Below are 22,676 nucleotides of genomic sequence, written 5' to 3' on the forward strand. Positions count from 1 at the left end.
CGCACCACCGCCACCAGACGCACCGGCCGCACCGTGCCGGCGCTGTTCGCCACCGCCTTGGCCGCCGCCCTCGCCCTGCCCCTCACCGGCCCCGCCGCCCCCGCCCAGGCCGCGCCGCCCGGGGAGAAGGACGTGACCGCCGTCCTCTTCGAGTGGCGCTTCGACTCGGTCGCCCGCGCCTGCACCGACCGGCTCGGCCCCGACGGGTACGGCGCCGTGCAGGTCTCCCCGCCCCAGGAGCACATACCGGGCCCCCAGTGGTGGACCTCCTACCAGCCCGTCTCGTACAAGATCGCGGGCCGGCTCGGGGACCGCACCGCCTTCAAGAACATGATCGAGACCTGTCACGCGGCGGGCGTGAAGGTGATCGCGGACTCGGTGATCAACCACATGAGCGCCGGCAGCGGCGTCGGCACCGGCGGCAGCCCGTACACCAAGTACGACTACCCCGGCCTCTACTCGGGCGCCGACATGGACGACTGCCGCACCGCCATCGCCGACTACCGCAACCGCGCCGACGTGCAGAACTGCGAACTCGTCCAACTCGCCGACCTCGACACCGCCGAGCCCTACGTCCGCGACCGCATCGCCGGATACCTGAACGACCTGCTGTCCCTCGGCGTCGACGGCTTCCGCATCGACGCCGCCAAGCACATGCCGGCCGCCGACCTCGCCGCGATCAAGTCCCGCCTGACCCGCCCCGACGTGTACTGGAAGCAGGAGGCCATCTTCGGCGCCGGCGAGGCCGTGGACCCGGCCGAGTACCGGGGCACCGGCGACGTGCAGGAATTCCGCTTCGGCCGCGACCTCAAGCGGGTGTTCCAGAACGAGAAACTCGCCTACCTGAAGAACTTCGGCGAGGCATGGGGCTACCTCCCCTCCGCCGGCGCCTCCGTCTTCGTCGACAACCACGACACCGAACGCGGCGGCGACACCCTCAACGCCAAGGACGGCCGGACCTACACCCTCGCCCAGGTCTTCACCCTGGCCTGGCCCTACGGCGCCCCCGACGTGCACTCCGGCTACGCCTGGACCGACAAGGACGCCGGACCCCCCAACGGCGGCGCCGTCACCGCCTGCGGCTCCGACGGCTGGACCTGCCAACACGCCCGGCCCGAGATCGCGTCCATGGTCGGCTTCCGCAACGCGACCCGGGGCCGCGCCGTCACCGACTGGTGGGACGACGGCGACGACCGCATAGCCTTCGGCCGCGGCTCGGCCGGCTTCGTGGCCGTCAACCACACCGGCACCGCCCTGACCCGCACCTACAGCACCTCCCTGGCCCCCGGCGCCTACTGCGACGTGCAGACGGGCGGTCAGGTCACGGTCGCGGCGGGCGGCGCCCTCACGGCCACGATCGCCCCGGAGTCCGCGCTGGCCGTCCACGTCGGCGCCCGCACCTGCGGCACCCCCGGCAGCGGCCGGTCCGCGGCGGCCTTCGGCGTCAAGGCCGAAACGACCTGGGGCGAGAACCTGTACGTGGTCGGCGACCTCCCGGCCCTCGGCGCCTGGAACCCGAACGCGGCCCTCGCCTTGGACCCGGCCGCCTACCCGACCTGGACCCGGACCGTCCCCCTCCCGCCCGGCACCACCTTCGCCTACAAGTACGTGCGCAAGACGCCCACGGGCACGATCACCTGGGAATCCGGCCCCAACCGCACCGCCACCACCCCGACAATCGACGCCCCCCTCAACCTCACGGACACCTGGCGCCCCTGACGCGAGCGTGCCGCCCCGGCCGCGCCGGCACGGCGGAACGGGGCGGCGGGGCAGAACGGGGCGGCGGGGCGGGTGCCCGCCCCGCCGACTCAGGCCCCGCCGAGCACAACCCCTTCGGCCCCGGCCCGCACGTGCTCCATCACCCGATCCGCCAACTCCGGCGTGTGCCCTCCCGGATGCCCGTGAAAGTTCACGCACACCTCGTCCCCGACCCGCACGAGGCAGTCCCGCCGCAGGGCGATGGTCCAGGTCAACTCGTCCGACCAGCTCAACCAGGCCCCACACGGGTCGTTGTCGTCCCGCAACCCCCGCAACAGCCCTCGGTGCGCGTACCCCGCGTGCGGCCCCTCGGTCACGCACTCCACCAGATCCGCCACGACCTCGGCCGGCGGATACCCCGCCAACCCCCGCACCTCCCCCCGCAACCCGGGCCCGGGCACCACGCTCGCCCCACACGCGTACCGAGCGGACCGCCCGGTCACCGCGCGCCCCCCTCCGCGACGAGGTCCCCGGGCGCGGCGGTGAACTCCACCCCGTCCCCACCCCGCACGAACGCCCACACCCGCGACCGCACGAGCCCACTCCTGCCGGTCTCCTCACAGTCCAAGGTGTCCATCCACACCCCGACCCGCCCACTCCCCACATCCCGCACCCGATCCCCGACCCGGGGCGCGTGGCGCACGGTGATCTCGTCGTTCACGCGCCCACCTCCTGACGAAGCGATTCCGGGAGGCAGACGATGAAGACGCCGTGCCGCCCCAGCCAGTCTCGCCAAGCGGTCTGTCGGCCGCCGGGGCCCGTCATGTGTTCCTCGCTCGGGACCAAGAGGCCCGAGATCCTTCGTTCCCGGATCAGCTGTTCCAGAACGGGCCAGGCCGGGCGGGCGTCGCGCGGGGTGTCCAAGGGGCAGGTGTCGTACGCGATGGCCTCCGGCGGGACCGTCCAGTCCCGCGCTTGGGCGTAGTGGCCCAGGTACCGGAGTACGGTGGTCGGGGAGAGGGCGGGCCGGTCGACGCAGGCGTACAGGGCGACGGTGATCCGCCCGCAGCCGGCGGCGGCATCCGAGATGTTCCGGCGCCGCTCACGAGTCATGAGGCTTCGGTTCATGCTTGAGAGAATCCCGCGCCGAAGCGCCTTGTCCCAGCCCCGCCCCGTACGAGCCGAAAGTGAGATTGAGCTTCGACTCATACGGGGCGTAAGACTTTTGACGAGTCAACAGATCCGACTCGTACGCCCACTTACAGTGAGGTGGTCCGATCGGCCGCCGCGAAGCCGGGGTCCACCGGTGTGCGGATTCCGATGAGGCGAGACACGCGGGTGAGGCGGTGCGTCGACTGTCGTCCGACCTTCTCGGCGATGACGCTCGGGAGGGTTTGGTGCCGGGCCCATTCGGGTGCGCCCCGGAGCGTGCTTTCCAGGGTGTCGAGGGAGGTGTCCCACATCTTCGCGTCCGCCTCGGCCATGGCCTTGTCCAGCCCGTACCGGGAGCGTGCGGCCCCGGAGAGCTGCCCCAGCTTTCCTTCGTCGAGTGACTGGATCAGGGTCAGAGCCTTCCCGGAACTGCCCAGGGCCACGTTGATGCCGACGGCCTGGGTGGTTGCGGTGACCGGGCCGAAGAGGGTTCCGTAGGCGCGGTGTTCGTGCTCCATCCGGGCCCCGACACCGTTTGATTGGGACAGGTACGTGGCGGCCAGGTCCTTGTCGCCTTTGCGGCTCGCGACGACGGCGGCGAAGTTGATGTGGGCGCCGTACACGACCAGTTCGTCGGTCGTCGCCGTCGACCAGCGCGGCTCGATGTCGGTCGCGGCCTTTTCGGCAAGCCGGACGGCATCGTCGAGTCGGGCGTCCCGCATGTACACCCAGGCCCGCCCCGAGTCCACGAGTGCGAGGCGGACGGGGTCAGCGCCCCGTTCGGCTGCGATCCGGGCGTGGCCGATCGCCGCGTAGGCGAGGTCCCGCACCCCGGTGAGGTTCGAGACGTAGGCCGCGATGCGGTACACGTCGGAGATCACGGTCCAGACGATGCTCTGCCGGCCGGTCGGTTGGGCGTGGAGGGTGGCCATGGCTGTGGCGAGCAGTGGTGTGGCGGTGACACCGGCTTCTGTGTACCGGCCCTTCCAGTAGAGGGCCCAGCACTGGTCGACCATTCTGCGGAGGTCGGCGATGGACGCCGGCTCGGCGCCGGGGGGGAGGATGCCAGCCGCGCTGTCGTGGACGCTGCCGGACAGGGATCGCACCATCATCCGGTCGTCCTGCTCCATCGCACGGCGGGGCGGCTGCTGCCCTTCGATGACCGAGATGTCGGTCCCGAGCGCCGCGGAGATGCGCATGAGGGTGGGCAGGGTGCGGCGCTTGTCCTGTTCGGCGGCCTGGATGGTCGCGATGGACAGGCCGGTCAGGGTGGCGAGCTTCTCCTGGGAGATCTTCCCCCGGAGGATCTTGATGCGTTCGCCAGTGGAGTAGTCGGACCACGCAGGCATGATGGGCTCCGTTCTGAACCTCAACTACCCGAAACCGTACCGGTCGGAGACCGTGACCGGCAGGGCGATTCGCAGGCGCGCACGGTGCGGGCCGGTGCGAGAGCGGTCATGTCGTTCCGCACCCCTGTTGGGTCCGTGGCGGTCAGACGGCTCGCGCGTTGAACTGCGTGATGCGGGCCGGCAGCTCGGTCAGGCTCTCGATCCGGAACGTCGGCAGGGACCTCGCCTCCTCGCTCTCCCACTGGATCGTGGCCCACGGACCCCGGCGGATCAGGGCCGTGCGCATGCCCGCCTTCGCTCCCGGGCGGAGATCGTTGTCGACGCGGTCGCCCACGTACAGGATCTCGTCCTCGGCGAACGGGACCACGTCCGCGACCCGCTCGAAGAACGCGATGTCGGGCTTCGACGCGCCCCAGTCGTCGCTCGTGCCGATCAGGTCCACGTCCTCGGCGAACAGCCCCCGCAGCAGCCCGCCGGCGCGCACCGTCTGGTTGCCGGCGATGCCGAGCCACAGGCCGTCGGCGCGCAGCCGGGCGAGGGCGGGGCGCACGTCGGGGTACAGATCGCCCTCGTCGAAGTGTTCCGGCTGCCCGGCGGCCGCTCGGGCCTCGCGTTCCGCCGTCAGATCGAACCCGGGCCGGAACGGCTGGAACACCTCGCGGTAGTCGCGGCCTTGGGCGATGACCGCGCCGAACATCGCGGCGAAGGTGTGTCGGGGCACGCCGAGCCAGTCGGCCCACGTGCCGTACTCCCGGGTCTCGTCCACGAGACACTCACCCACGTCGAAGACCACCGCGCGAATCGTCATGCCGGCACCCTACGACGTGCGCGAGGGGTCGAGCAGACGCTCTGTTGATCCTCCACGGGGTAGGGAGACCTGATGATCGAGGCGGAGTTGAAGGCTCGGGTTCGGGACGTGGGGGCCGTGGCGTGGCGGCTGGCGAGACTGGCTCCGGGGCGGGGCGCGGTGTACAGGGACACCTACTACGACACGTCCGACCGGGCCCTGGAGGCCCGGGGCGCCGAGTTGCGGGTGCGGACGGTCGGTGGAGACGGCGGGACGCGGACCGTGCTCACGTACAAGGGGGCCGTCGTCGACGAGGTTTCCGGGTCCAGGCCGGAGCACGAGAGCGGGGTGGCCGACCCGGATGCCGTGCACGCGATGCTGCGGGGGCTCGGGTACGGGCCCGTGATCGCCTTCGAGAAGCACTGCCGGAACCACGAGTTCACCGCTCGTGGTCGGACGATGCTCGCCACCCTCGTGCGCGTCCCCGAGCTGGACGGGACCTTCCTGGAGGTGGAGGCCCTGGTGGAGCCCGAGGAGCTCGCCGATGCCCTCGCCGACGTGCGGGCGGTCCTGGCCGACCTCGGCATCGGCGAGGGGGATCTCACCCGCGAGCTGTACACCGACGCGGTCCGGGCCCGCCGGGACGCGTAGGCCCCCGGACCCCGGCCCCCGAACCCCCGGACCCCCGGCCCGGTCAGGGCTACGCTGCCAGGTTTCGGGGGTGGGTGGCGCCGTGGGGTGGGGTGTCGAGGCGTTTCTCCAGGAGGACGACCCCGTAGACCCGGCCGTCCGCGCCCTGTTTCGAGGGGAACTCGCCGACCACCCTGTATCCGGCGCGCAGGTAGTACGCGAGCAGGGTGGGGTTGGTGGAGACGCAGTCGAGGCGGGCGCGTTCGCGGCGGGTGCGGGCGATGCGGTATTCGGCGTGGGCGAGCATGGCGCGGCCGGTGCCGGCGGGGGCGGCGTCGCGGTCGGTCATCAGGCGGTGCACGTAGCCGGCGACGGGCGGCTGCACGCCCCACGCCTCCTCGTCCGACCACCACAGTTCGTACGCGCCCAGCACCCGGCCCTCGGGGTCGCAGGCCAGCCAGACCTCTCCGTCGCGGATCCGGGCCCGGAAGTGGTCCGCGTCCTTGTCGCCGGGCTTCCACTGGGCGATGTCGTTGCGCCGCATCCAACGCGCGGCCCCGTCGTACAGGCGCACCAGCATGGCCGCGTCCCGGTCCGCGGCCTGCCGGAACACGATGCCCTCGTCCATGATCACGGGGTCATTGTCGCGCTTCCGGGCGTGGCCGGCCCCGCCAGGGCGGCCAGTCGGGTCAGCAGGTCGCCGAAGGGGCCGTCGGCGGGTTCGGCGGCCACCATGCGGGTGACGATCGCGGCCATCTCCGGGTCGTAGGCGGCCGAGACCGCGGCGAGGGCCGCGAAATCGTGCACGAGTTGCCGTTCGAGTTCCTCCCGGGGCACGCGCCGGCCGTCGAGCCACAGCAGGGCGGTGGTCTCGGCGAGGGAGACCCAGGAGCGGACGACGAGTTCGAGCCGGGCCGGGACCTCGCCGGTCGGGTCCACGTCCAGGTGGCGCAGGATCTGTTCGTACGCGGCCTGCCGCACCTCGTCGATCATCGCGTTGGTGCGGTTGCTGCCGGCGGCCGGGCCGCCGCGCATGAGGGCGGAGAAGCCGGGCCCGTGTTCCTCGACGAACGCGAAGAACCGTTCCATGACGCGCAGCAGCCGCGCCCCCAGGGGGCCCTCGCGGGGTTCCTCGAAGCGGCCGGCGAGGTCGTCGGCGGCCCGGCGCAGCGCGGCCTCGTACAGGCTGCTCTTGCCGGGGAAGTAGTGGTAGACGAGGGGACGGGAGATGCCGGCGGCGGCGGCGATCTCGTCGATGGACACGTCCTCGGGCGAGCGTCGGCTGAACAGGTCCAGGGCGACCGCGATCAGCTGCTGTCGTCGTTCCTCGACACCCATCCTGCGCCGCACTCCGGTGGTCATGCCCGTCAGCCTATCCGGCGCCCGCCGATCGGGGGTTCGGCAGGGCGCCGCACGGGCCGGCGGGCGGGCGCCGGACGCGGTCCGGCCGCCGCGCCTACAGGTCGATGACGAGGTGTTCGCCCCGGGCCCGCGAGACGCACAGCAGCATCGAGTCGGCGCGTTCGCCGTCGGTGAGGAGGTCGTCGCGGTGGTCCACGGCCCCCGCGAGCACCCGGTGTTGGCAGGTGCCGCAGAAGCCCTGTTCGCACGAGTAGGGCACGCCGGGCAGTTCGGCGCGGATCGCGGCCAGGGTGCTGGTACCGGCCGGGACCTCCACCACGCGTCCGGTGCGCCGCAGTTCCACCGTGAACGGCCGGTCGGTGCCCGCCGCCGCGCCCGCGCCGGGGGAGGCCGGGGCGAAGCGCTCCAACCGCAGCCGGTCGCGGGCGCCCTCGGGGCCGAGGGCCTCGGCGACGGCCGTCAGCATGGGCTCGGGCCCGCAGGCGTGCACGAGGGTGCCGGGCGGCAGGTCGGCGAGGTCCGTCAGGTCGGGCAGCCCCGTCTCGTCCTGCGGGCACAGGGTCACGCGGTCCCCGTACGCGGCGAGTTCGTCGCGGAACGGCATCGTGGCGAGGGAGCGCCCGCCGTAGCGCAGCCGCCACGGCGTCCCGGCCGCCTGCGCGGCCCGCAGCATCGGCAGCAGCGGGGTGATGCCGATCCCGCCGGCCACGAACTCGTACCGGGCGGCGGGCTCCAGCGGGAACCGGTTGCGCGGCGGTCGCAGCTCCAACTCGGCCCCCTCCACGAGCTGTTCGTGGGCCTCGATCGAGCCGCCGCGCCCGCCGTCGACGCGCCGGATCGCGATCCGCCAGCGGCCGGTGTCGGCGGGGTCCCCGCACAGCGAGTACTGGCGCACCCGGCCGGAGGGCAGCACGAGGTCCACGTGCGCCCCCGGTTCCCACGCGGGCAGCTCGGGGGATTCGACGGTCACCACGAGCACGTCCTCGGCGGGCCGGTCGCAGGAGGTGATCAGCGCGCGCAGCGGGCGGCGCGGCGAGTACCCGGAGACGGGGGTCTCCAGGGCGGGCAGCGGCCACAGCGGGGCGTCCTGGATGCGGCGGCGCACGGCCCGCTTGGCCAGCCAGGCCGCCGCCGTGCCGGCCAAGAGCAGCGCGGCGGCGCGCGGCGCGCGGCGGGGGCCCGCGGGGCGGGGGCTCACGGGGCTCACGGGGCTCACGGGGCCACCCCGCCGTTCGCGCCGGGGGAGCTCGCGAGGTAGGCGACGGCCTGCGCGGTGGAGCCCTCCTGGGAGGGGTGGTAGGAGCGGGCGAGGTAGCGGGGGATGGAGCGGAGCATCGCGGGGGTGGAGGGCAGGGTGCCGCGTCGGCCGGCGCGCACGAACTGACCTATGGACGCCTTGCCGCCGGGCAGCGAGGGGTCGTTCTCCATGAAGAAGCGGGCCCCGCGTTGCCACAGGAAGACGAGGGAGGCGAAGGCGATGGCCCAGGTGCGCACGCGCCGGCTGCGGCTGCCGTCGAGGTGGGTGAACAGGTCGAAGGCCACGGACCGGTGCTCGACCTCCTCGGCGCCGTGCCAGCGCAGCAGGTCCAGCATGACGGGGTCGGCGCCGCACGCGTCGAGGGCGTCGGCGTTGAGGATCCAGTCGCCGAGGAACGCGGTGTAGTGCTCGATGGCCGCGATCATGGCCACGCGTTCCTTCAACCACCACACGCGGGCCCGGCCGGGCGGCAGGGTGCGGTCGCCGAGCAGCTTCTCGAAGAGCCAGTCCACCTGCGCGGTGTACGGGGTGGGGTCGAGGCCGAGGCGGCGCAGGTGCGGCAGCACGTCGTCGTGGGCGGCGGCGTGCATGGCCTCCTGGCCGATGAACCCGATCACGTCCGCGCGCAGCCGCTCGTCGCGGATCAGCGGCAGCACCTGCTTGTACACGTGCACGAACCAGCGTTCGCCGGCGGGCAGCAGCAGGTGCAGCACGTTGATGGTGTGCCCGGCGAAGGGCTCGCCGGGCAGCCAGTGCAGCGGGGTGTTCTCCCAGCCGAAGGCCACGTCGCGGGCCTTGAGTTCGATGTGTTCCGACGCCACGGGGGCCGGAGCGGGCGGCGTATTAGACATGGCGTCAATGTACTGACGGGTATGCCGGTGCGGTAGCCCCGCGACGCCATTTCTCCCCCCGGAAGGGCCCGCGATCAGAGCCCCGCGAGGGCCTCCCGGGCCGCGAACCCCTCGTTGGAGATCAACTGCACGCTACCTTCCGGCGCCCCCGCGACCGGCAGCCCGACGGCCGACTTCGGCAAGTCGAGGGCATCGGCGGACGGGCCGGTGCGGAGCGGGGCGTAACGGAAGAAGCCGATCGTGGCCGGGGCCCCGACGGCGGTCCTGGCGGAGGCCCCGACGGCGGCCGCCGCGACCTCGGGGCCGGGCACGGAGGCGGGGGTGGTGGCCCGGGCCGCGCCGCCGCCGAGGGCGAGGACGGCGAGGGCCGGGAGGACGAGGGCGAGGCCACGGCTCACGGGGCGCACGAGGGATTCCTTTCGCGGGAGGGCCGCACGGAGTCCCCGCGGAGGGGGCGCCGCGCACGGAAGCCCCGCACTCTCCCGACCCCGCCCCGCCCACCGCAACCGACACGACGCACCACCACCCCCGTTCCCCCATTCGCGCGCCCCGCCCCCGGCCCGACGCCGTCCCGCGCCCGGCTCGATGCCGTCCCGCGTCCGGCCCGATGCCGCCCCACACCCGGCTCGACGCCGGCCCGCGTCCGGCCCGATGCCCGCCCCACACCCGGCCCGACGCCGGCCCGCGTCCGGCTCGACGCCGGCACGACCTTCGCACGAGCCCCGCCCGACGTCCGCGCGGGCCGGTCGGGCCGCCGACGCGCGGCGGCCGACGCCGGCCCGCTTCCGGCGTCCCCGCCGCTACCGCAGCGCCCCGAAGCGGGTGCCGTTCGCGACGCGGCCCGACAGTTCCACCCGCGCCCCCGCCGGCGCCTTCTCCGCCAGCAGCGGGCCCGCCGACGCGCCCGTCACCGCGCCCGTCACCGACACCGAGGTCACCACCGGCGAGCCCGCCGCCAGCACGTACCACTGCCCGGCCCGCGACTTCCACAACACCCCCGCCAGCACCTTCGGCTCCCGCACCCCGCACGCCGGCGAGTCCTCCGCCCGCGCCGCCTGCGCCGCCATCGGCGCCCCCGGGGCCAGGAACTGCACCTGCGCCCGCTCCCCGACCCCGCTCCAGGTCTCGGCCCGCGCGCACAACCACGCGGCCGAACCCTCGCCGCCCGGCAGGGCCTGCGTCGCGTACGCCCACGAGTTCACCGTCCGCACCCCGTGCGAGCGCACGGACGGCAGCAGACAGGCCGTCTTCGACCACTCCGTCAGGTCCGTGTTCCCGGTGAGCTCGCGCGGCGAGCCCGGCGCGCCCGACGTGAGCCGGGCCGGGGTCAGCTCCCCGAGGTCGGTCACCGTCCGCGTCCCGTCCGGGCCCGACAGGGTCAGCGCGTTCCAACTGGAGCACGTGCCGCGCGGCGCGGGCGCCGGCACCGGCGGGGTCATCCCGTCCGGCGTCGACCTCAGCACGGTGGGCACCCCCTCCGGCTTGAGGAGGTCCCGCACCGACACCTTCGTCACCCACGGCGCCGTCAGGTAGCGCACGTTGCCGTCCACCCGGCTCAGCACCAGCGCGCCCGCGTCCGCCGCCCGCGCCCCGTCCGTCCGCGCGAAGTCCAGGGCCGCGCCCGCCGTGCCCGTCAGGGGCTCCGCGTAGCGCACCACCCGCAGCCCGTCGTGGAAGAGGACCACCACCGCCTGGTCCACGGTGCCCGCGAACAGCAGCCGGGCCGGGCCCATCGGCGGGCCGGCCGGGGTCTGCGGGGTCGCGGAGGTCAGCACGGTCGGCCCCGGGCGCGCCCACACCGCCAGGGCCCGGCGCAGCAGCGCCGTGTCGTCGGCCCGGTCCCCGCGCACGGGCCACGCGGCCCAGTCGGCGCGGGTCGCGGTCCGCCACGCGTCGGGGGCGGTGCCCCGGATCAGCCGGGCCGGGTCGAGGGCGGCCTCGGCGGCGGCGTTGCGGGCGTAGAGGGGGGCGGCGGCGCCGTCCTCGCCCCAACCGTCCGCGCCGAACAGGGGGATGGCCGCGCACACGGCGAGGGCCACGGCCGCCGCGACGGCGGCCCGCCCGTAACGCCGCCTGCGCAGCAGGTCGGAGGGGCGGGTCTGCACGACGCACGGGTCGAACTCGGCGGAGGCCAGCAGCGCGTCGTCGGCGGGTTCGGCGCTCGCGGCGGCCTCGGCGAGGGCCGCGTCCGGGTCGGCGACCCCGGCCTCGGCGAGGACCCGGGCGCACGCCTGCGGGTCCAGGCCGTCGAGGGCGGCCAGCGCGCGGGCCGCCCGGCCCGGCCCGGACAGCGCGGCCAGTCGCTGGTCCAGGGCGAGTTCCTCGGCCCCGCCGGCGCGCGGGAACAGTCGCAGGCCGCGCACCTGGGGGAGCAGCGGCGGGAGTTGGGAGCGGTGCGGCAGCCGCTTGTCGCGCGGGTGCCAGGGGCGTTCGGCCTCCAGCGCGGTCCGCAGCACGCGCGAACGGACCCACGCGTAGCCGGGGTCGGCGGGCGCGGTGCCCGCCGCCGGCTCCTCGGTGCGGGGCGCGGGGATCTTCTCGCGGCGGGTGCGCGGCAGGGCGCGTTGGGCCAGGGAGTGGGCGGTCAACACCCTGCGGTGTCGGCCCAGGGTGGGCGGGAGCACCAGGTAGGCCAGGCGCACCAACCGGGGATAGTGCTCGACGATGGCGGCCTCGGCGCGCTCGACGTCGAGCGGGCGGGGGCGGGTGGCGGTCGCGGTGTCCGGCGCTGTCACGTCCAAGGCAACGAGCCCGCCCCCGGATGGTCACCGGCGCGGGCGGAGCGCCGACCGCACCCGAACACCCCCGGCGCACGGCCCGCGACGGGCCGAACCCGGCCGCGAGCCGGGGCACACGCCGGGCGAGAACGGGCGGAGGTCCGGCCGGGTCGGTCGGGGTCGTCGGTGTGTGGGCGGCCCGTGGTCGCGGCCGGGGCGGGGTGGGGTCGGGTGGGGCTGATCGCGTCCCGTCCCGGGGCGTCCCGGGGATCAGCGCCGTCCGCGGGCCCCGCGTCCCGGCGCGTGCTGCGCCGCCCCCAGCACGAGGATGCCCGCGACGAGGATCGCGCCGCCGGCAAGGGTGAACCACTCCCGGGTGCCGCGGTCCTCGACGACCGTTCCGAAGACCGCGTGCCAACACATCGCGGACGAGATCAGCAGCAGCCCCATGCCGTGCAGGCGGGTGTCGCGCACGTGGCGCCGACTCACGGGGAGCACCCACCCCCGCGTGGCCGCCGCCACCCCGCAGCCGGTCAGGAACAGGGCCGCCAGGACGAGCGGTACGGCGATGAAGGCGGACACGTTCCCTCCCCGAGGGCCGGACCCGCGCCGGACACCGGCACGAGCATCGCACCGGCCCGCGGGGCCGTCCACACCGCCCCGGGTTCACCCGAGCGGCCGGGTGCGGGAGCCGGCGGCCCCGTGCGGGGAGGGGCAGCGGCGGGTCAGACCACGAGACGGGCGCGGAGCGCGGCCACCGTCTCGTCCGGGACGCCCAGCGCCTCGCGGACGTACTTGTCCATCGAACCGTGCCGCAGCTCGACCTCGTCGAGGGCGGCGCGCAGGTACGCGGGGTCCACGCCGATCAGCGCGAGCACGATCTCGGGGTCGCCGCCGGCGGCCACGAAGCCCTCGATCATGGGGGCGAACGCCTCCCGCACGGCCGCGTTGACCGACATGTACTCGGCCATCACCGTCTCCTCGTCGGCCCCGAGCAGGGTCAGGACGATGGTGGCGGCCCAGCCCGTGCGGTCCTTGCCGGCGGTGCAGTGGAAGAGGACGGGGCCGGCGGCCTCGTCGGCGACCTCGGTGAGGAACATCCGGTACGCGGCGCGCGCGGACTCGGAGGTCACGAAGCCGCGGTAGATGTCGCCGAACAGGGCCTGGGCCTTGCCGCCGCCGAGTTCGCGCTCGGCCAGGGCGGGGTCGCGCAGCAGGTCCTTCAACTGGGCGGCGGCAGCCATCTCGCCGGCGGCGACCTTGTCCGCGAACACGTCGCCGACGAGGTTGCGGACGCCCTCGGGGGTGCGGTCGGGGTGGTCGACGCGCTCGGCCTCGGTGCGGAAGTCGACGATCGTGCCCAGGCCCAGCGCGGCCACGGTCGGGTCGCCGGCCAGGTCGAGCCGGTCGAGCTGACCGGAGCGCAGCAGCACCCCCGGGCGTATGGAGCGGCCGTCGGCCAGGGGGGTGCCACCGAGATCGCGGAGGTTGGCGACGGTGGTGGAGGGCAGTGCGGTCATCGGTGTGGCTCCCACGGAGACGGAGATCAGTCCTTTTGGATGATTCTCCGATGGTTTCGCGGGGAAAGACAATCGACCACCACGGCCACCCCCACCCCCAGGGCCACGGCCGTCGCGTGCCCCGCGTCCGTGAACGTCCGCCGTCGCGACACCACCGGCACCGCGGCCAGCGCCACCAGCCCCACCCGCGCCGCGATCCGCACCCGCCCGGCGGGCAGGGCCGAGGTCAGCGCCCCGACGACGGCGTTGAACCCGTAGCTGGTGCCCACGTCCACCGCGCCCCGTATCACCGCCTCCCGCCGCGCCGCGACCCGCGCCGCCCGGCCCCGCGCGACGGCGTCCCCGCCCGTGCCGTCCCCGCCCGTGCCGTCCCCGTCCGTCCCGGCCCTGGCGCCGGCGTCCCCGCCCGGATCGCCGGCCGTCGGGACGCGGCGGGCCCGCAGGCCGCCGTAGACCAGCAGGCTCGCCCCCACGTGCCCGAAGAGGAACACCGCCGCCGTCCACCACACCCCGTACGCGTACTCGGCGTAGCCCAGGACGGCGAGCAGCAGCAGCGCGTACGGCAGCGGCATCGGCTCCTCCACCACCAGCGCGCTCTGCCCCAGCGTCAGCCACCGCCCCGCCGCGAGGTTGTCCACGTTCGTGGACCACTCCCGCAATACCCGCCGGCGGGCCTCCGGGTCCATCCGGGCCATCGCCCACGCGCCCGCCTGCACCCCGCCCACGTACGCCGGTCCCCACACAGCTGCCCTCATGCCCGCCATGATCCCCGAACCGACCCCGCCACCGGGTCGCCCCCCCCGGGGTGTCGCCCCGCGCGCCCGGCCGGCACCATGATGCGGCCATGACCGAAACCCCCCACCCGATGCGCCTGACGCGCGCCGCGATGTTCGCGGCCGTGTGCGTCACCCTGGCCGCGGTGGGGCACGTCCACATGTCGGGGGCCGACGTGCCGCCCGGCACCCTGCTCGCCTCCTTCGCGGTGATCGCGACCGCCGCCTGGCACGCCGCCGGCCGCCGGCGCGGACCCGTCGGCATCACCGCCGCCCTCCTCGCCGGTCAGGGCCTCCTGCACCTGCTGTTCACCACCGGCCAACAGGCCGCCGTCCGGGCCGCGACGGGCGTTTCGGGCGGAGCCGGCGCGGGCGGGCCGCACTGCGGGCACGCCGCCCACGCCGGGCACCCGCACCTCGCCGAACTGCCGGCCCCGCTGCCCGACCTGCCCGCCGACCACGCCGGCGTCCTCGACGCGGCCCCCGCCGCCGTCCCGGTCCCCGTGCCCGTGCCCGTCACCGTCCCCGTGTCCGCCGTCGACCCGGGCACGCTCGACCCGGCCGCCATGGGGGATCCGACCGGCATGGCGGGGATGGCGGGCATGGCCGGGATGGACCACGGCGGGCTCGGGATGCTCCTCGCGCACCTCCTCGCCGGCCTGTTCTGCGCCCTCTGGCTCGTCCACGGCGAGGCCGCCGTCTTCCGCCTCGCCCACCTCGCGACCCGCCCCCTGCGCCGCGGCCTCACCCTGGCCGCCGCCCTCCTGACCCTCCTCGTGCCCGCGCCGGCCCGCCCCGCCGGCCCGCGCCCCCGCACCGCCCCGCGCCCCGCGCGCCGGCTGCGCGGCGCCCTCCCCGCCCACACGGTGATCCGCCGAGGCCCGCCCACCGGGCCCCGCACCCGCGCCATCCCGACCCCCGGCCGTCCCGTGCCCGCCTGATCCGGCGCGCCCGCGCCCGCCGCGCCGACGTGCCCAGGGGGTCGATCCCTCCTGCCCACGTCGAAACGTGAGGATCACCCGTGTCCACGGACCAGATACCGGACGCCCCCGTCCGCACCCCCGGGGCCGCGCCCGCCGCGCCCCGACCCGCCCGCCCCAAGGTCGGCGCCGCCCTGCGACCGCTCCTGCTCCGGCTGCACTTCTTCGCCGGTCTGCTCATCGCCCCCTTCCTCCTCGTCGCCGCCGTCACCGGCCTGCTCTACGCGGGCTCCTGGCAGGCCGAGCGCCTCGTCTACGCGCACGAGCTGACCGTGGAGAACCCCGGCAGCCACCCGCTGCCGCTCGGCGCCCAGGTCGACGCGGCCCGCGCCGCCGCCCCCGACGGCGAGGTCGTCTCCGTGTGGCCCGCCCCCGACCCCGGGAGCACCACCCGGGTCCTGATGGAGGCCCCGGGCCTGGCCGAGGGCGAGACCCGCACCGTGTTCGTCAACCCCTACACGGGCGACGTGCACGGGCAGCTCACCACCGTCGGCGACGCCCTGCCGCTGCGCGCCTGGCTCAGCACCCTCCACGCCGATCTGCACCTCGGCCCCGTCGGCCGCAACTACAGCGAACTCGCCGCGAGTTGGCTGTGGATCGTGGCCCTCGGCGGCCTCGCGCTGTGGATCGGCCGGCGCCGCGCCCGCCGCGCCGACCTCGTGCGCCCCGACCGGCGGGCCACCGGCCGGCGCCGCGCCCTGTCCTGGCACGCCACGGTCGGCCTGTGGGCCGTCGCCGGTCTCGTCCTCCTCTCCGCCACCGGCCTGACCTGGTCGAAGTACGCGGGCGAGAACATCGGGCAGCTCCGCGAGTCCCTCGGCCAGGCCACCCCCAGCGTCTCCGCCGCCCTCGACGGGGCCGCGCCGGGCGGCGCCGACGAGCACGCCGGGCACACCATGGCCCCGGGCGAGACCATGCCCGAGCCGGCGGCCGGCGCCGACGTGGGCCTGGACCGGGCCTGGGCGGCGGCCCGCGCCGCCGGGGTCACCGAAGAGGTCCGCATCACCCTGCCCACCCCCGGCACCGGCTACGTGTTCAAGGAACAGGACAAGCAGGTGCCCGTGCACCTCGACGCCGTGTCCGTGAACCCCGCCGACGGCACCGTCCTGGACGAACTGCGCTTCGCCGACCAGCCGTTGCTCGCGCAGGCCACCCGCTTCGGCATCGACCTGCACATGGGGCTGACCTTCGGCCTCGCCAACCAGCTCGCGCTGGCCGCGCTCGCCCTCGCCCTGATCCTCGTGATCGTGCAGGGCTACCGCATGTGGTGGCTGCGCCGGCCGACGAAGGACCGCCGGCTGTCGGTGGGCCGGGCGCAGCCGCGCGGGGCCTGGCGCAAGGTGCCGGTGACTGCGCTGCTGCCGCTCGCGGCGGTCACCGCGCTCGTCGGCTGGTTCGCGCCGCTGCTGGGCTGGAGCCTGCTCGCGTTCCTCGTCGTGGACGGGGTCCTCGGGCTCGTGGCCCGGCGCCGCGCGAAGGCGTAGCCGACATGCGAAGGGGCCGGCGCCGCCCCCGGGAACACTCCCGGGGGCGGCGCCGGCCCCTCGTCGTGCGGGTTACGGCACGTACTTGTAGCCCACCCGGCGGACGGTCTGGATGACCCCGCGCCGGCCGGTGCCGAGCTTGCGGCGCAGCCGCGCCACGTGCACGTCCACGGTGCGGCCGTCGCCGACGTGCCCGTAGCCCCACACGGTGGTGACGAGCTGGTCGCGGCTGTGCACCCGGTGCGGGTGGGCCACCAGGTGGGCCAGCAGCTCGAACTCCAGGTAGGTCAGGTCCAGGGCCCGGCCGTCGATCTCGGCGGTGCGGCGCCCGGTGTCGATGCTGATGAGGTCGTCGCCGGTGGTCTCGACTCGGCCCGGCTCGACCGGGGACGCGACGGCGCCGGCCCAGGCGGCGGCGACGGGATGACCGGGGGCCGCGGCCGGCCGGCCGGGCTGGGGGGCGAAGCCGAGCGGCGGCTGCTGGTCGGCGGGGACGAGCACGAGGTAGCCGACCATCGGCGGTCGACCGGGCAGGGTGGGCACGGCGCCCTGCGGGGCCGGCAGCCAGGTGGCGCCGGGCGGCAGCAGGTCCACGACGCGCGCGGCGGGGGCGGTCTCGTCCCGGTCCACGGCGCGCAGCCGGTGGCGGGGCGGGAAGGAGAGGGGAGTGGTGCCGGGCAGGTCGTCCGCGCGGGGGTGGGCGTGGGCGTGGGCGGCAGCGGAGAGGGTACGGGTGTTCGCCATGGGTGGTCGGCTCTTTCACGCGAGGATCGGCAGGAGACGTGAGATTGCGTCGTCGTACCGCGCAGACCGAAGGCCGGGTCGAGGAGCGCCGAACGGCGCGTCGATCGAGGGGCGTTAGAGGGCCGGCGCGTTCTGCGCGCGGCAACACACCCGGTCGAAGTCGTGATCCTGACGGGACGGCCAGAACGGCTCCAGGTCGCGGCGACCCGTCTTGGTGTGCGAATGGCTGGCCATGGGCGTCATTGAAGCAGATTCGAGCGCGACCGGGCAGAATGCGTCCCACATGGTGGATCGGAATCTCATATTCAGCCGACGGGGCCCGGCGAATCACCCCAAAGCGCCCTCGCGACCTGCGGATTCGGCGATCCGGATCACGCCCGTCTCGGCGCCCGTATCGCATCGCGGGCACCTTCTTCCGCCCTGCGGGCACCCCGGAGCCGCCTTCCGGTCGCGTTCCGACCGTGCGCCGATCGCGTGCCGGCCGTGCGAATCCGTCAACTCGACCGGCTGGAGCGGGTGTTGCGGGACGCGCCGACGCCCGCCCCCGGGCGGCTGCCGGGAACGGGCGACGGGCGGTGCGGTGTGAACGCGGGTCGCGCGCGGCGCGCGGGCGCCCGGGGGGCCGGACGCCGGGGGGGCTCAGACGAGGCCCTCGCGCTCCAGCCCCGTGCAGCAGGTCTCCACGATCAGCCGGGTCACCACGTACGGGTCCACGTTCGCGTTGGGCCGGCGGTCCTCGATGTAGCCCTTGCCCTCCTGCTCAACCTGCCACGGGATCCGCACCGAGGCGCCCCGGTCCGAGACCCCGTAGCTGTACTCGTTCCACGGCGCCGTCTCGTGCAGCCCGGTCAGCCGCTCGTCGATGCCCGCCCCGTAGTTCTTCACGTGCTCCAGCGGCTTGCCGCCCTCGCCCAGCGCCTCGCACGCGGCCACGATGGCCCGGTAGTCGGAGCGCATGGCGCGGGTGGAGAAGTTGGTGTGCGCGCCCGCCCCGTTCCAGTCCCCCTTGACCGGCTTGGGGTCCAGGGTGGCCGAGACGTCGAACTCCTCCGCCGTCCGGTACAGCAGCCAGCGCGCGATCCACAGCTGGTCGGCCACGGCCAACGGCGCCAGCGGGCCCACCTGGAACTCCCACTGGCCCGGCATCACCTCGGCGTTGATCCCGGAGATCTCCAGCCCGGCGGCCAGACAGTGGTCGAGGTGCTTCTCGACGATCTCGCGGCCGAAGATCTCATCCGAGCCGACCCCGCAGTAGTAGCCGCCCTGCGCGGCCGGGAACCCGCCGACCGGGAAGCCGAGCGGGCGGGTCCCGTCGAAGAAGGTGTACTCCTGCTCGATGCCGAAGATCGGCTCCTGCGCCGCGAACCGTTCGGCGAGCGGGGCCAGCAGGGCGCGGGTGTTGGAGGCGTGCGGGGTCATGTCGATGTCCAGGACCTCGCAGAGCACGAGCAGGTTCGCCCCGCCCCGGATCGGGTCCGGGCAGGAGAACACCGGCCGCAGCACCCGGTCCGAGGCGTGGCCCTCGGCCTGGTTGGTGCTGGAGCCGTCGAACCCCCAGATCGGCAGGTCCGCGCCGTCGGCGAGGACCTTCGTCTTCGACCGCAGCTTGGCGGTCGGCTCGGTTCCGTCGATCCAGATGTACTCGGCCTTGTATGTCACGGGCACCGTCCTCGGGGAGGGCTGGGAGTCTGCTTGCGGGGCGTGCTGAGGGGGGAGGGGGAGGCGCGCGGTCCGGACGAGGTCGCGGGAGCGGCCCCGGGCCGGCGTCACCGCCGGCGACACGGGTGGGCCGCGACGATGACGGAAGGTTGCCCGGGGTCGGTTTCCCTTCCGTTGCCCCGGTGTGAATGCCGTGTTACCCCGGTTTGTGCGCAGGTGGGGGGCCGTGCGCGCCCTGCCGCCCTGCGGCCGTCCGGGTGCGGCAGACTGATCCCATGGCCATTTCGTACGATATGAACCACGCCGACGGTGACGCCCCCCGCCCCCGGATCGGGCTGCTCGGCACGGGTCCCTGGGCCCACCGCACCCACGCCCCCGCCATCGCCGCCCACCCCGGCTCCGAGTTCGCCGGCGTCTGGGGCCGCAACCCCGAGGCCGCCGCCCAACTCGCGGCCGCCCACGGCGTGAAGGTGTACGAATCCCCCGAGGCCCTGTTCGCGGACTGTGACGTCGCGGCCTTCGCCCTCCCGCCGGACGTGCAGGCCCCCCTCGCCGTCCGCGCCGCCGAGGCCGGCCTGCACCTCCTCCTCGACAAGCCGATCGCCACCGACCCCGTCGCCGCCCGCGCCCTCGCCGACGCCGTCACCGCCCACAAGGTCGCCTCCGTCGTCTTCCTCACCCTCCGCTTCGCCGACCCCGCCGCCGGCTGGATCGCCGAGCGCGCCGCCCGCCCCGGCTGGTTCACCGCCCAGGCCCACTGGCTCGGCGCGGTCTTCCCCACCGACGGCGGCCCCGGCGGCACCCTCGACTCCCCGTGGCGCCGGGAGAAGGGCGGCCTGTGGGACGTGGGCCCGCACGCCCTGTCCGTGCTCCTGCCGATCCTCGGCGAGGTCACCGAGGTCACCGCCCGCCCCGGCCCCGCCGACGTGACCCACCTCGTGCTCCGGCACGCCTCCGGGGCCTCCTCCACCGCCACCCTCAGCCTCTGCGCCCCGCCCGCCGGCTCCGGCGTCGGCGTCGAGGTCCGGGGCACCGAGGGCGTGTTCACCCTGCCCGACTGGAACGACGTGCCCGGCGCCTTCGGCCGCGCCCTCGAAGCCCTCCTCGTCGCGGCCCGCACCGGCACCCCCGACCCGCGCGACGCCCGCTTCGGCCTCCGCCTGACCGAGATCCTCGCCGCCGCCGAGTCCTCCCTCGCCGACGGCGCCCCCCGCCCCGTCTGACCCCGCCCCGTCCGCCCCCGCCGCACGGGAGCGCGAGAGGGGGCGTCCGAACCGGACGCCCCCTCTCGGCCGCGCGCGCCGCGCCGTGCGCGATCAGCCCAGGAACGGGCGCGCCACCCGCGTCAGCAGGTCCAGGGCGCGGTCGAAGGCGTGGTCGCCCAGGCCCGCGTAGCCGATGACCAGGCCCTCCCGCACCGGGTGCTCGCCCCCCGCCGCCCGGTGCCGGTACTCCGACAACCCGTCCAGGGACAGGCCCACCGTCCGCGCCGCCGCCAGGGCCGGCGCCTCACGGCCCGGCCCCAGCTCCAGCACCGCGTGCAGCCCGGCCGCCACCCCCGACACCGGCAGCGCCGCCGCCAGCCGCTCGCGCCGTTCCCGGTAGCGCTGCCGGGTCCGCCGCACGTGCCGGTCGTAGGCCCCGCACTCCATCAGCTCCGCCAGCGCCAACTGCTCCACCACCGAGGCCCACTGCTCCCGCTCGCCCTTGAGCGCCAACACCGGCTCCACCAGCGCGTCCGGCAACACCAGCCACCCCAACCGCACCGCCGGGGACATGCTCTTGCTCACCGAGCCCACGTACGCCACCCGGTCCGGGGCCACCCCCTGCACGCTCCCGATCGGCTTGCGGTCGTAGCGGAACTCCCCGTCGTAGTCGTCCTCCACCAACAGCGCGTCCGCCCGCGCCCGCGCCCACTCCACCGCCGCCACCCGCCGCGCCGGCAACAACGGCACCCCGGTCGGGAACTGGTGCGCCGGCGTCAGCAGCGCCGTCCGCACCTCCGCCGGCGCCGCCCCCAACAGGTCGGTCCGCGCCCCGTCCGCGTCCACCGGCAGCAGGTGCTGCCGCACCCCCGCCGCGTCCAGGATCCCGTGGTGGAACGGCAGCCCGTACGACTCCACCGCCCACCCGCCGCCCGCCCGACGCCGCGCCCGCCCCTCCGGGCCCCCCGCGCCGACAGGCCGAAAAGCATCGCCCGCGCCGGCCCCCGGACCCGCGCCCCGGACCTGCGCCAACAGCCGCAGCCCCGCCGCGAAGCCCGAGCAGACCACGACGTGCTCCGGATCCGTCCGCACCCCCCGGGTCCGCCCCAGGTACGCCGCCAGCGCTCGCCGCAGCTCCACCCGCCCGCGCGGGTCCCCCGGACCGAACGCCTCCACCGGCGCCGAGGCCAGGGCCCGGCGCGTGGCCGCCGCCCACGCGGAACGGGGGAAGGCCGCCGGATCCGGCCGGCCCTGGTTCAGGTCGTACGGCGCGGGCGCGCCCGCCGCCGCGGCACCGTTGCGCCCGCCCGCCGCCGGCCCCGGGGCGGGCAGCGCGCCCTCGGCCACCCGCGTCCCCGAACCCTGCCGGGCCGTGAACCAGCCCTCCGCGACCAACTCCGCGTACGCGTCCGCCACCACGCCCCGGGCCAGGCCCAGATCGGCCGCCAGCGAGCGGTACGGGGGCAGCCGCGCGCCCGCCCGCAGCCGCCCGGAGCGCACGGCCTCGCGCAGGGCCCGGGCCAGCGCCGTCCGCCGGGGCCCCTGCGCCGCCAACTCCAGGTGCAGGTCCCCGCCCGCGCCGGAGGCGGCGCGCGGCCCGGGCACCGCGACGGGAACGGTGACGGTGACGGGCGCGGCGGCGGGCGCGGTGACGGAGGGCGGCGCGACCACGTCGACCGTCGCCCGTCGGGCCGGGCTCAGCGACCCGTCCGTCCGGTACCGGCGGCGCCGACCAGGCACCACAGCGCCACGGCCAGGCACAGGGCGAGGAGGAGGACCGTGGTACCGCTCACGGAGGAACCTTTCGTCGGATGGCCGGCGCCGGGGCGCGGGCCGGGTGCGAGGGCGGGGCGGGAGCGCCCGCGAGCCGCCGACGGGCGGGCACGACGGTCGGCCCGACCGCACAACGATCATGAGCGCCCCATGGTGCCCGCCCCCGACGCGGATCGGGCCGGCCCCCGCGCCCCGCCGGCCGAAAACCGCCCACGGAAGGCACGGCCGACCGCCAGAAGCCGACCGCCGGAAGCGGGCAGCCGGCAGCGGGTCCCGGTCCCGTCAGTGCCCGCGGCCCCGGGACAGCGCCTCCCGCACCGCCTCCTCCGAGCGCGCGACCAGCGCCGTGCCGTCCTCCGCCGTGATGATCGGCCGCTGGATCAGCCTCGGGTGCGCCGCCAGCAGCGCCACCCAGCGGGCCCGCGCCTCCTCCGTCGGCTCCTTCGGCAGCTCCCGCACGCCGACCTCCTTCGCGAGCGCGTCCGAGGTCCGCGTCACGTCCCAGGGCTCCAGCCCGAGCCGGTCCAGCACCCCGCGCAGCTCCGCCTCCGAGGGCACGTCCTCCAGGTACCGGCGCACGGTGTACTCGGCGCCCTCGGCGTCCAACAGGGTCAGCGCGCTCCGGCACTTCGAACAGGCCGGATTGATCCAGATCTCCATGCGCCGGGACCTTACCGGCCAGGGCCTTTGTCAGTGCCCGACGGTAAAATCGAACCTGTACGAAAAGCCGTACG

At 75.5% G+C, this 22,676-nt stretch carries 23 protein-coding genes; 5 read left to right on the plus strand and 18 right to left on the minus strand.

Annotated elements, in window-relative coordinates; genetic code table 11:
• Positions 1–33: 33 nt before the first annotated feature.
• On the plus strand, positions 34–1,719 hold the full coding sequence (locus ACN20G_RS19430; protein ID WP_424215586.1) for a carbohydrate-binding module family 20 domain-containing protein: 1,686 nt from the start codon (positions 34–36) through the stop codon (positions 1,717–1,719).
• 89 nt (positions 1,720–1,808) lie between these two features.
• Here ACN20G_RS19430 and ACN20G_RS19435 read toward each other — a convergent pair whose 3' ends face one another.
• The 5 genes from ACN20G_RS19435 to ACN20G_RS19455 all read right to left on the minus strand — a co-directional run bounded on the left by ACN20G_RS19435 (position 1,809) and on the right by ACN20G_RS19455 (position 5,007).
• Positions 1,809–2,123 (minus strand): hypothetical protein, encoded by a 315-nt coding sequence (locus ACN20G_RS19435; protein WP_424214066.1) that lies wholly within the window; start codon positions 2,121–2,123, stop codon positions 1,809–1,811.
• A gap of 74 nt (positions 2,124–2,197) precedes the next feature.
• The gene (locus tag ACN20G_RS19440) at positions 2,198–2,419 is read right to left on the minus strand and encodes a hypothetical protein (RefSeq protein ID WP_424214067.1); all 222 of its coding nucleotides are present in this window, start codon (positions 2,417–2,419) and stop codon (positions 2,198–2,200) included.
• Positions 2,416–2,826: a hypothetical protein gene (locus ACN20G_RS19445; protein WP_424214068.1), complete on the minus strand. Its 411-nt coding sequence runs from the start codon at positions 2,824–2,826 to the stop codon at positions 2,416–2,418. Before ACN20G_RS19445 ends, ACN20G_RS19440 begins: the two co-directional genes overlap by 4 nt.
• 131 nt (positions 2,827–2,957) lie before the next feature.
• On the minus strand, positions 2,958–4,199 hold the full coding sequence (locus ACN20G_RS19450) for a helix-turn-helix domain-containing protein (RefSeq protein WP_424214069.1): 1,242 nt from the start codon (positions 4,197–4,199) through the stop codon (positions 2,958–2,960).
• 142 nt (positions 4,200–4,341) lie between these two features.
• Positions 4,342–5,007, minus strand: coding sequence for an HAD family hydrolase (locus ACN20G_RS19455; protein WP_424214070.1), 666 nt, complete (start codon positions 5,005–5,007; stop codon positions 4,342–4,344).
• A gap of 72 nt (positions 5,008–5,079) precedes the next feature.
• Here ACN20G_RS19455 and ACN20G_RS19460 point away from each other — a divergent pair, with 72 nt between their 5' ends.
• Positions 5,080–5,637, plus strand: coding sequence for a class IV adenylate cyclase (locus ACN20G_RS19460; protein ID WP_424214071.1), 558 nt, complete (start codon positions 5,080–5,082; stop codon positions 5,635–5,637).
• A gap of 49 nt (positions 5,638–5,686) precedes the next feature.
• Here the strand turns inward: ACN20G_RS19460 and ACN20G_RS19465 are convergent, their stop codons facing one another.
• The 9 genes from ACN20G_RS19465 to ACN20G_RS19505 form a co-directional block, all read right to left on the minus strand.
• Positions 5,687–6,244, minus strand: coding sequence for an N-acetyltransferase family protein (locus ACN20G_RS19465; protein ID WP_424215587.1), 558 nt, complete (start codon positions 6,242–6,244; stop codon positions 5,687–5,689).
• A gap of 2 nt (positions 6,245–6,246) precedes the next feature.
• The gene (locus ACN20G_RS19470; protein WP_424214072.1) at positions 6,247–6,978 is read right to left on the minus strand and encodes a TetR/AcrR family transcriptional regulator; all 732 of its coding nucleotides are present in this window, start codon (positions 6,976–6,978) and stop codon (positions 6,247–6,249) included.
• Positions 6,979–7,072: 94 nt separating this feature from the next.
• Positions 7,073–8,185, minus strand: a complete 1,113-nt coding sequence (locus tag ACN20G_RS19475) for a PDR/VanB family oxidoreductase (protein WP_424215588.1) — start codon at positions 8,183–8,185, stop codon at positions 7,073–7,075.
• A 5-nt stretch (positions 8,186–8,190) separates the two neighbouring features.
• Complete coding sequence (locus ACN20G_RS19480) at positions 8,191–9,087, minus strand: metal-dependent hydrolase (protein ID WP_424214073.1); 897 nt, start codon at positions 9,085–9,087, stop codon at positions 8,191–8,193.
• A gap of 74 nt (positions 9,088–9,161) precedes the next feature.
• Positions 9,162–9,494 (minus strand): hypothetical protein, encoded by a 333-nt coding sequence (locus ACN20G_RS19485; protein WP_424214074.1) that lies wholly within the window; start codon positions 9,492–9,494, stop codon positions 9,162–9,164.
• 393 nt (positions 9,495–9,887) lie between these two features.
• Positions 9,888–11,822: a hypothetical protein gene (locus tag ACN20G_RS19490; RefSeq protein WP_424214075.1), complete on the minus strand. Its 1,935-nt coding sequence runs from the start codon at positions 11,820–11,822 to the stop codon at positions 9,888–9,890.
• Positions 11,823–12,074: 252 nt separating this feature from the next.
• A complete protein-coding gene (locus tag ACN20G_RS19495) occupies positions 12,075–12,386 on the minus strand; it encodes a hypothetical protein (protein WP_424214076.1) in 312 nt (103 codons plus the stop codon).
• Between the two features lie 143 nt (positions 12,387–12,529).
• Entirely contained in the window at positions 12,530–13,324 is a 795-nt protein-coding gene (locus tag ACN20G_RS19500; protein WP_424214077.1) for a tyrosine-protein phosphatase, read from the minus strand.
• 26 nt (positions 13,325–13,350) lie between these two features.
• Positions 13,351–14,079, minus strand: a complete 729-nt coding sequence (locus ACN20G_RS19505) for a rhomboid-like protein (protein ID WP_424214078.1) — start codon at positions 14,077–14,079, stop codon at positions 13,351–13,353.
• Positions 14,080–14,168: 89 nt separating this feature from the next.
• Between ACN20G_RS19505 and ACN20G_RS19510 the strand changes: the two genes are divergently transcribed.
• Together ACN20G_RS19510 and ACN20G_RS19515 are read left to right on the plus strand one after the other, a co-directional pair.
• Complete coding sequence (locus tag ACN20G_RS19510; protein ID WP_424214079.1) at positions 14,169–15,038, plus strand: hypothetical protein; 870 nt, start codon at positions 14,169–14,171, stop codon at positions 15,036–15,038.
• 80 nt (positions 15,039–15,118) lie between these two features.
• Positions 15,119–16,561: a PepSY-associated TM helix domain-containing protein gene (locus ACN20G_RS19515; RefSeq protein ID WP_424214080.1), complete on the plus strand. Its 1,443-nt coding sequence runs from the start codon at positions 15,119–15,121 to the stop codon at positions 16,559–16,561.
• Between the two features lie 72 nt (positions 16,562–16,633).
• Here ACN20G_RS19515 and ACN20G_RS19520 read toward each other — a convergent pair whose 3' ends face one another.
• Both ACN20G_RS19520 and glnII read right to left on the minus strand, forming a co-directional pair.
• Positions 16,634–17,305: a winged helix-turn-helix domain-containing protein gene (locus ACN20G_RS19520; RefSeq protein ID WP_424214081.1), complete on the minus strand. Its 672-nt coding sequence runs from the start codon at positions 17,303–17,305 to the stop codon at positions 16,634–16,636.
• Positions 17,306–17,944: 639 nt separating this feature from the next.
• Complete coding sequence (glnII, locus tag ACN20G_RS19525; RefSeq protein ID WP_424214082.1) at positions 17,945–18,964, minus strand: glutamine synthetase; 1,020 nt, start codon at positions 18,962–18,964, stop codon at positions 17,945–17,947.
• Between the two features lie 275 nt (positions 18,965–19,239).
• On the opposite strand from glnII, the gene ACN20G_RS19530 reads away from it, so the two are divergent.
• A complete protein-coding gene (locus ACN20G_RS19530) occupies positions 19,240–20,187 on the plus strand; it encodes a Gfo/Idh/MocA family protein (RefSeq protein ID WP_424214083.1) in 948 nt (315 codons plus the stop codon).
• Between the two features lie 93 nt (positions 20,188–20,280).
• Here the strand turns inward: ACN20G_RS19530 and ACN20G_RS19535 are convergent, their stop codons facing one another.
• Positions 20,281–21,774, minus strand: a complete 1,494-nt coding sequence (locus ACN20G_RS19535) for a PLP-dependent aminotransferase family protein (protein WP_424215589.1) — start codon at positions 21,772–21,774, stop codon at positions 20,281–20,283.
• Between the two features lie 450 nt (positions 21,775–22,224).
• Positions 22,225–22,602 (minus strand): ArsC/Spx/MgsR family protein, encoded by a 378-nt coding sequence (locus ACN20G_RS19540; RefSeq protein ID WP_424214084.1) that lies wholly within the window; start codon positions 22,600–22,602, stop codon positions 22,225–22,227.
• Between the last annotated feature and the right edge of the window lie 74 nt (positions 22,603–22,676).

The sequence above is a fragment of the Streptomyces dryopteridis genome (genome assembly GCF_049606955.1).
In the GTDB taxonomy this organism is placed as follows: Bacteria; Actinomycetota; Actinomycetes; order Streptomycetales; family Streptomycetaceae; genus Streptomyces.

Excerpts from the sequence above, each read along its gene's own strand:
- ACN20G_RS19505 (WP_424214078.1), bottom strand. The coding sequence starts at position 14,079 with ATGAGGGCAGCTGTGTGGGGACCGGCGTACGTGGGCGGGGTGCAGGCG.
- ACN20G_RS19530 (WP_424214083.1), top strand. The coding sequence starts at position 19,240 with ATGGCCATTTCGTACGATATGAACCACGCCGACGGTGACGCCCCCCGC.
- ACN20G_RS19465 (WP_424215587.1), bottom strand. The coding sequence starts at position 6,244 with ATGGACGAGGGCATCGTGTTCCGGCAGGCCGCGGACCGGGACGCGGCC.
- ACN20G_RS19480 (WP_424214073.1), bottom strand. The coding sequence starts at position 9,087 with ATGTCTAATACGCCGCCCGCTCCGGCCCCCGTGGCGTCGGAACACATC.
- ACN20G_RS19520 (WP_424214081.1), bottom strand. The coding sequence starts at position 17,305 with ATGGCGAACACCCGTACCCTCTCCGCTGCCGCCCACGCCCACGCCCAC.
- ACN20G_RS19510 (WP_424214079.1), top strand. The coding sequence starts at position 14,169 with ATGACCGAAACCCCCCACCCGATGCGCCTGACGCGCGCCGCGATGTTC.
- ACN20G_RS19500 (WP_424214077.1), bottom strand. The coding sequence starts at position 13,324 with ATGACCGCACTGCCCTCCACCACCGTCGCCAACCTCCGCGATCTCGGT.
- ACN20G_RS19460 (WP_424214071.1), top strand. The coding sequence starts at position 5,080 with ATGATCGAGGCGGAGTTGAAGGCTCGGGTTCGGGACGTGGGGGCCGTG.
- ACN20G_RS19470 (WP_424214072.1), bottom strand. The coding sequence starts at position 6,978 with ATGACCACCGGAGTGCGGCGCAGGATGGGTGTCGAGGAACGACGACAG.
- ACN20G_RS19450 (WP_424214069.1), bottom strand. The coding sequence starts at position 4,199 with ATGCCTGCGTGGTCCGACTACTCCACTGGCGAACGCATCAAGATCCTC.
- ACN20G_RS19445 (WP_424214068.1), bottom strand. The coding sequence starts at position 2,826 with ATGAACCGAAGCCTCATGACTCGTGAGCGGCGCCGGAACATCTCGGAT.
- ACN20G_RS19540 (WP_424214084.1), bottom strand. The coding sequence starts at position 22,602 with ATGGAGATCTGGATCAATCCGGCCTGTTCGAAGTGCCGGAGCGCGCTG.
- ACN20G_RS19455 (WP_424214070.1), bottom strand. The coding sequence starts at position 5,007 with ATGACGATTCGCGCGGTGGTCTTCGACGTGGGTGAGTGTCTCGTGGAC.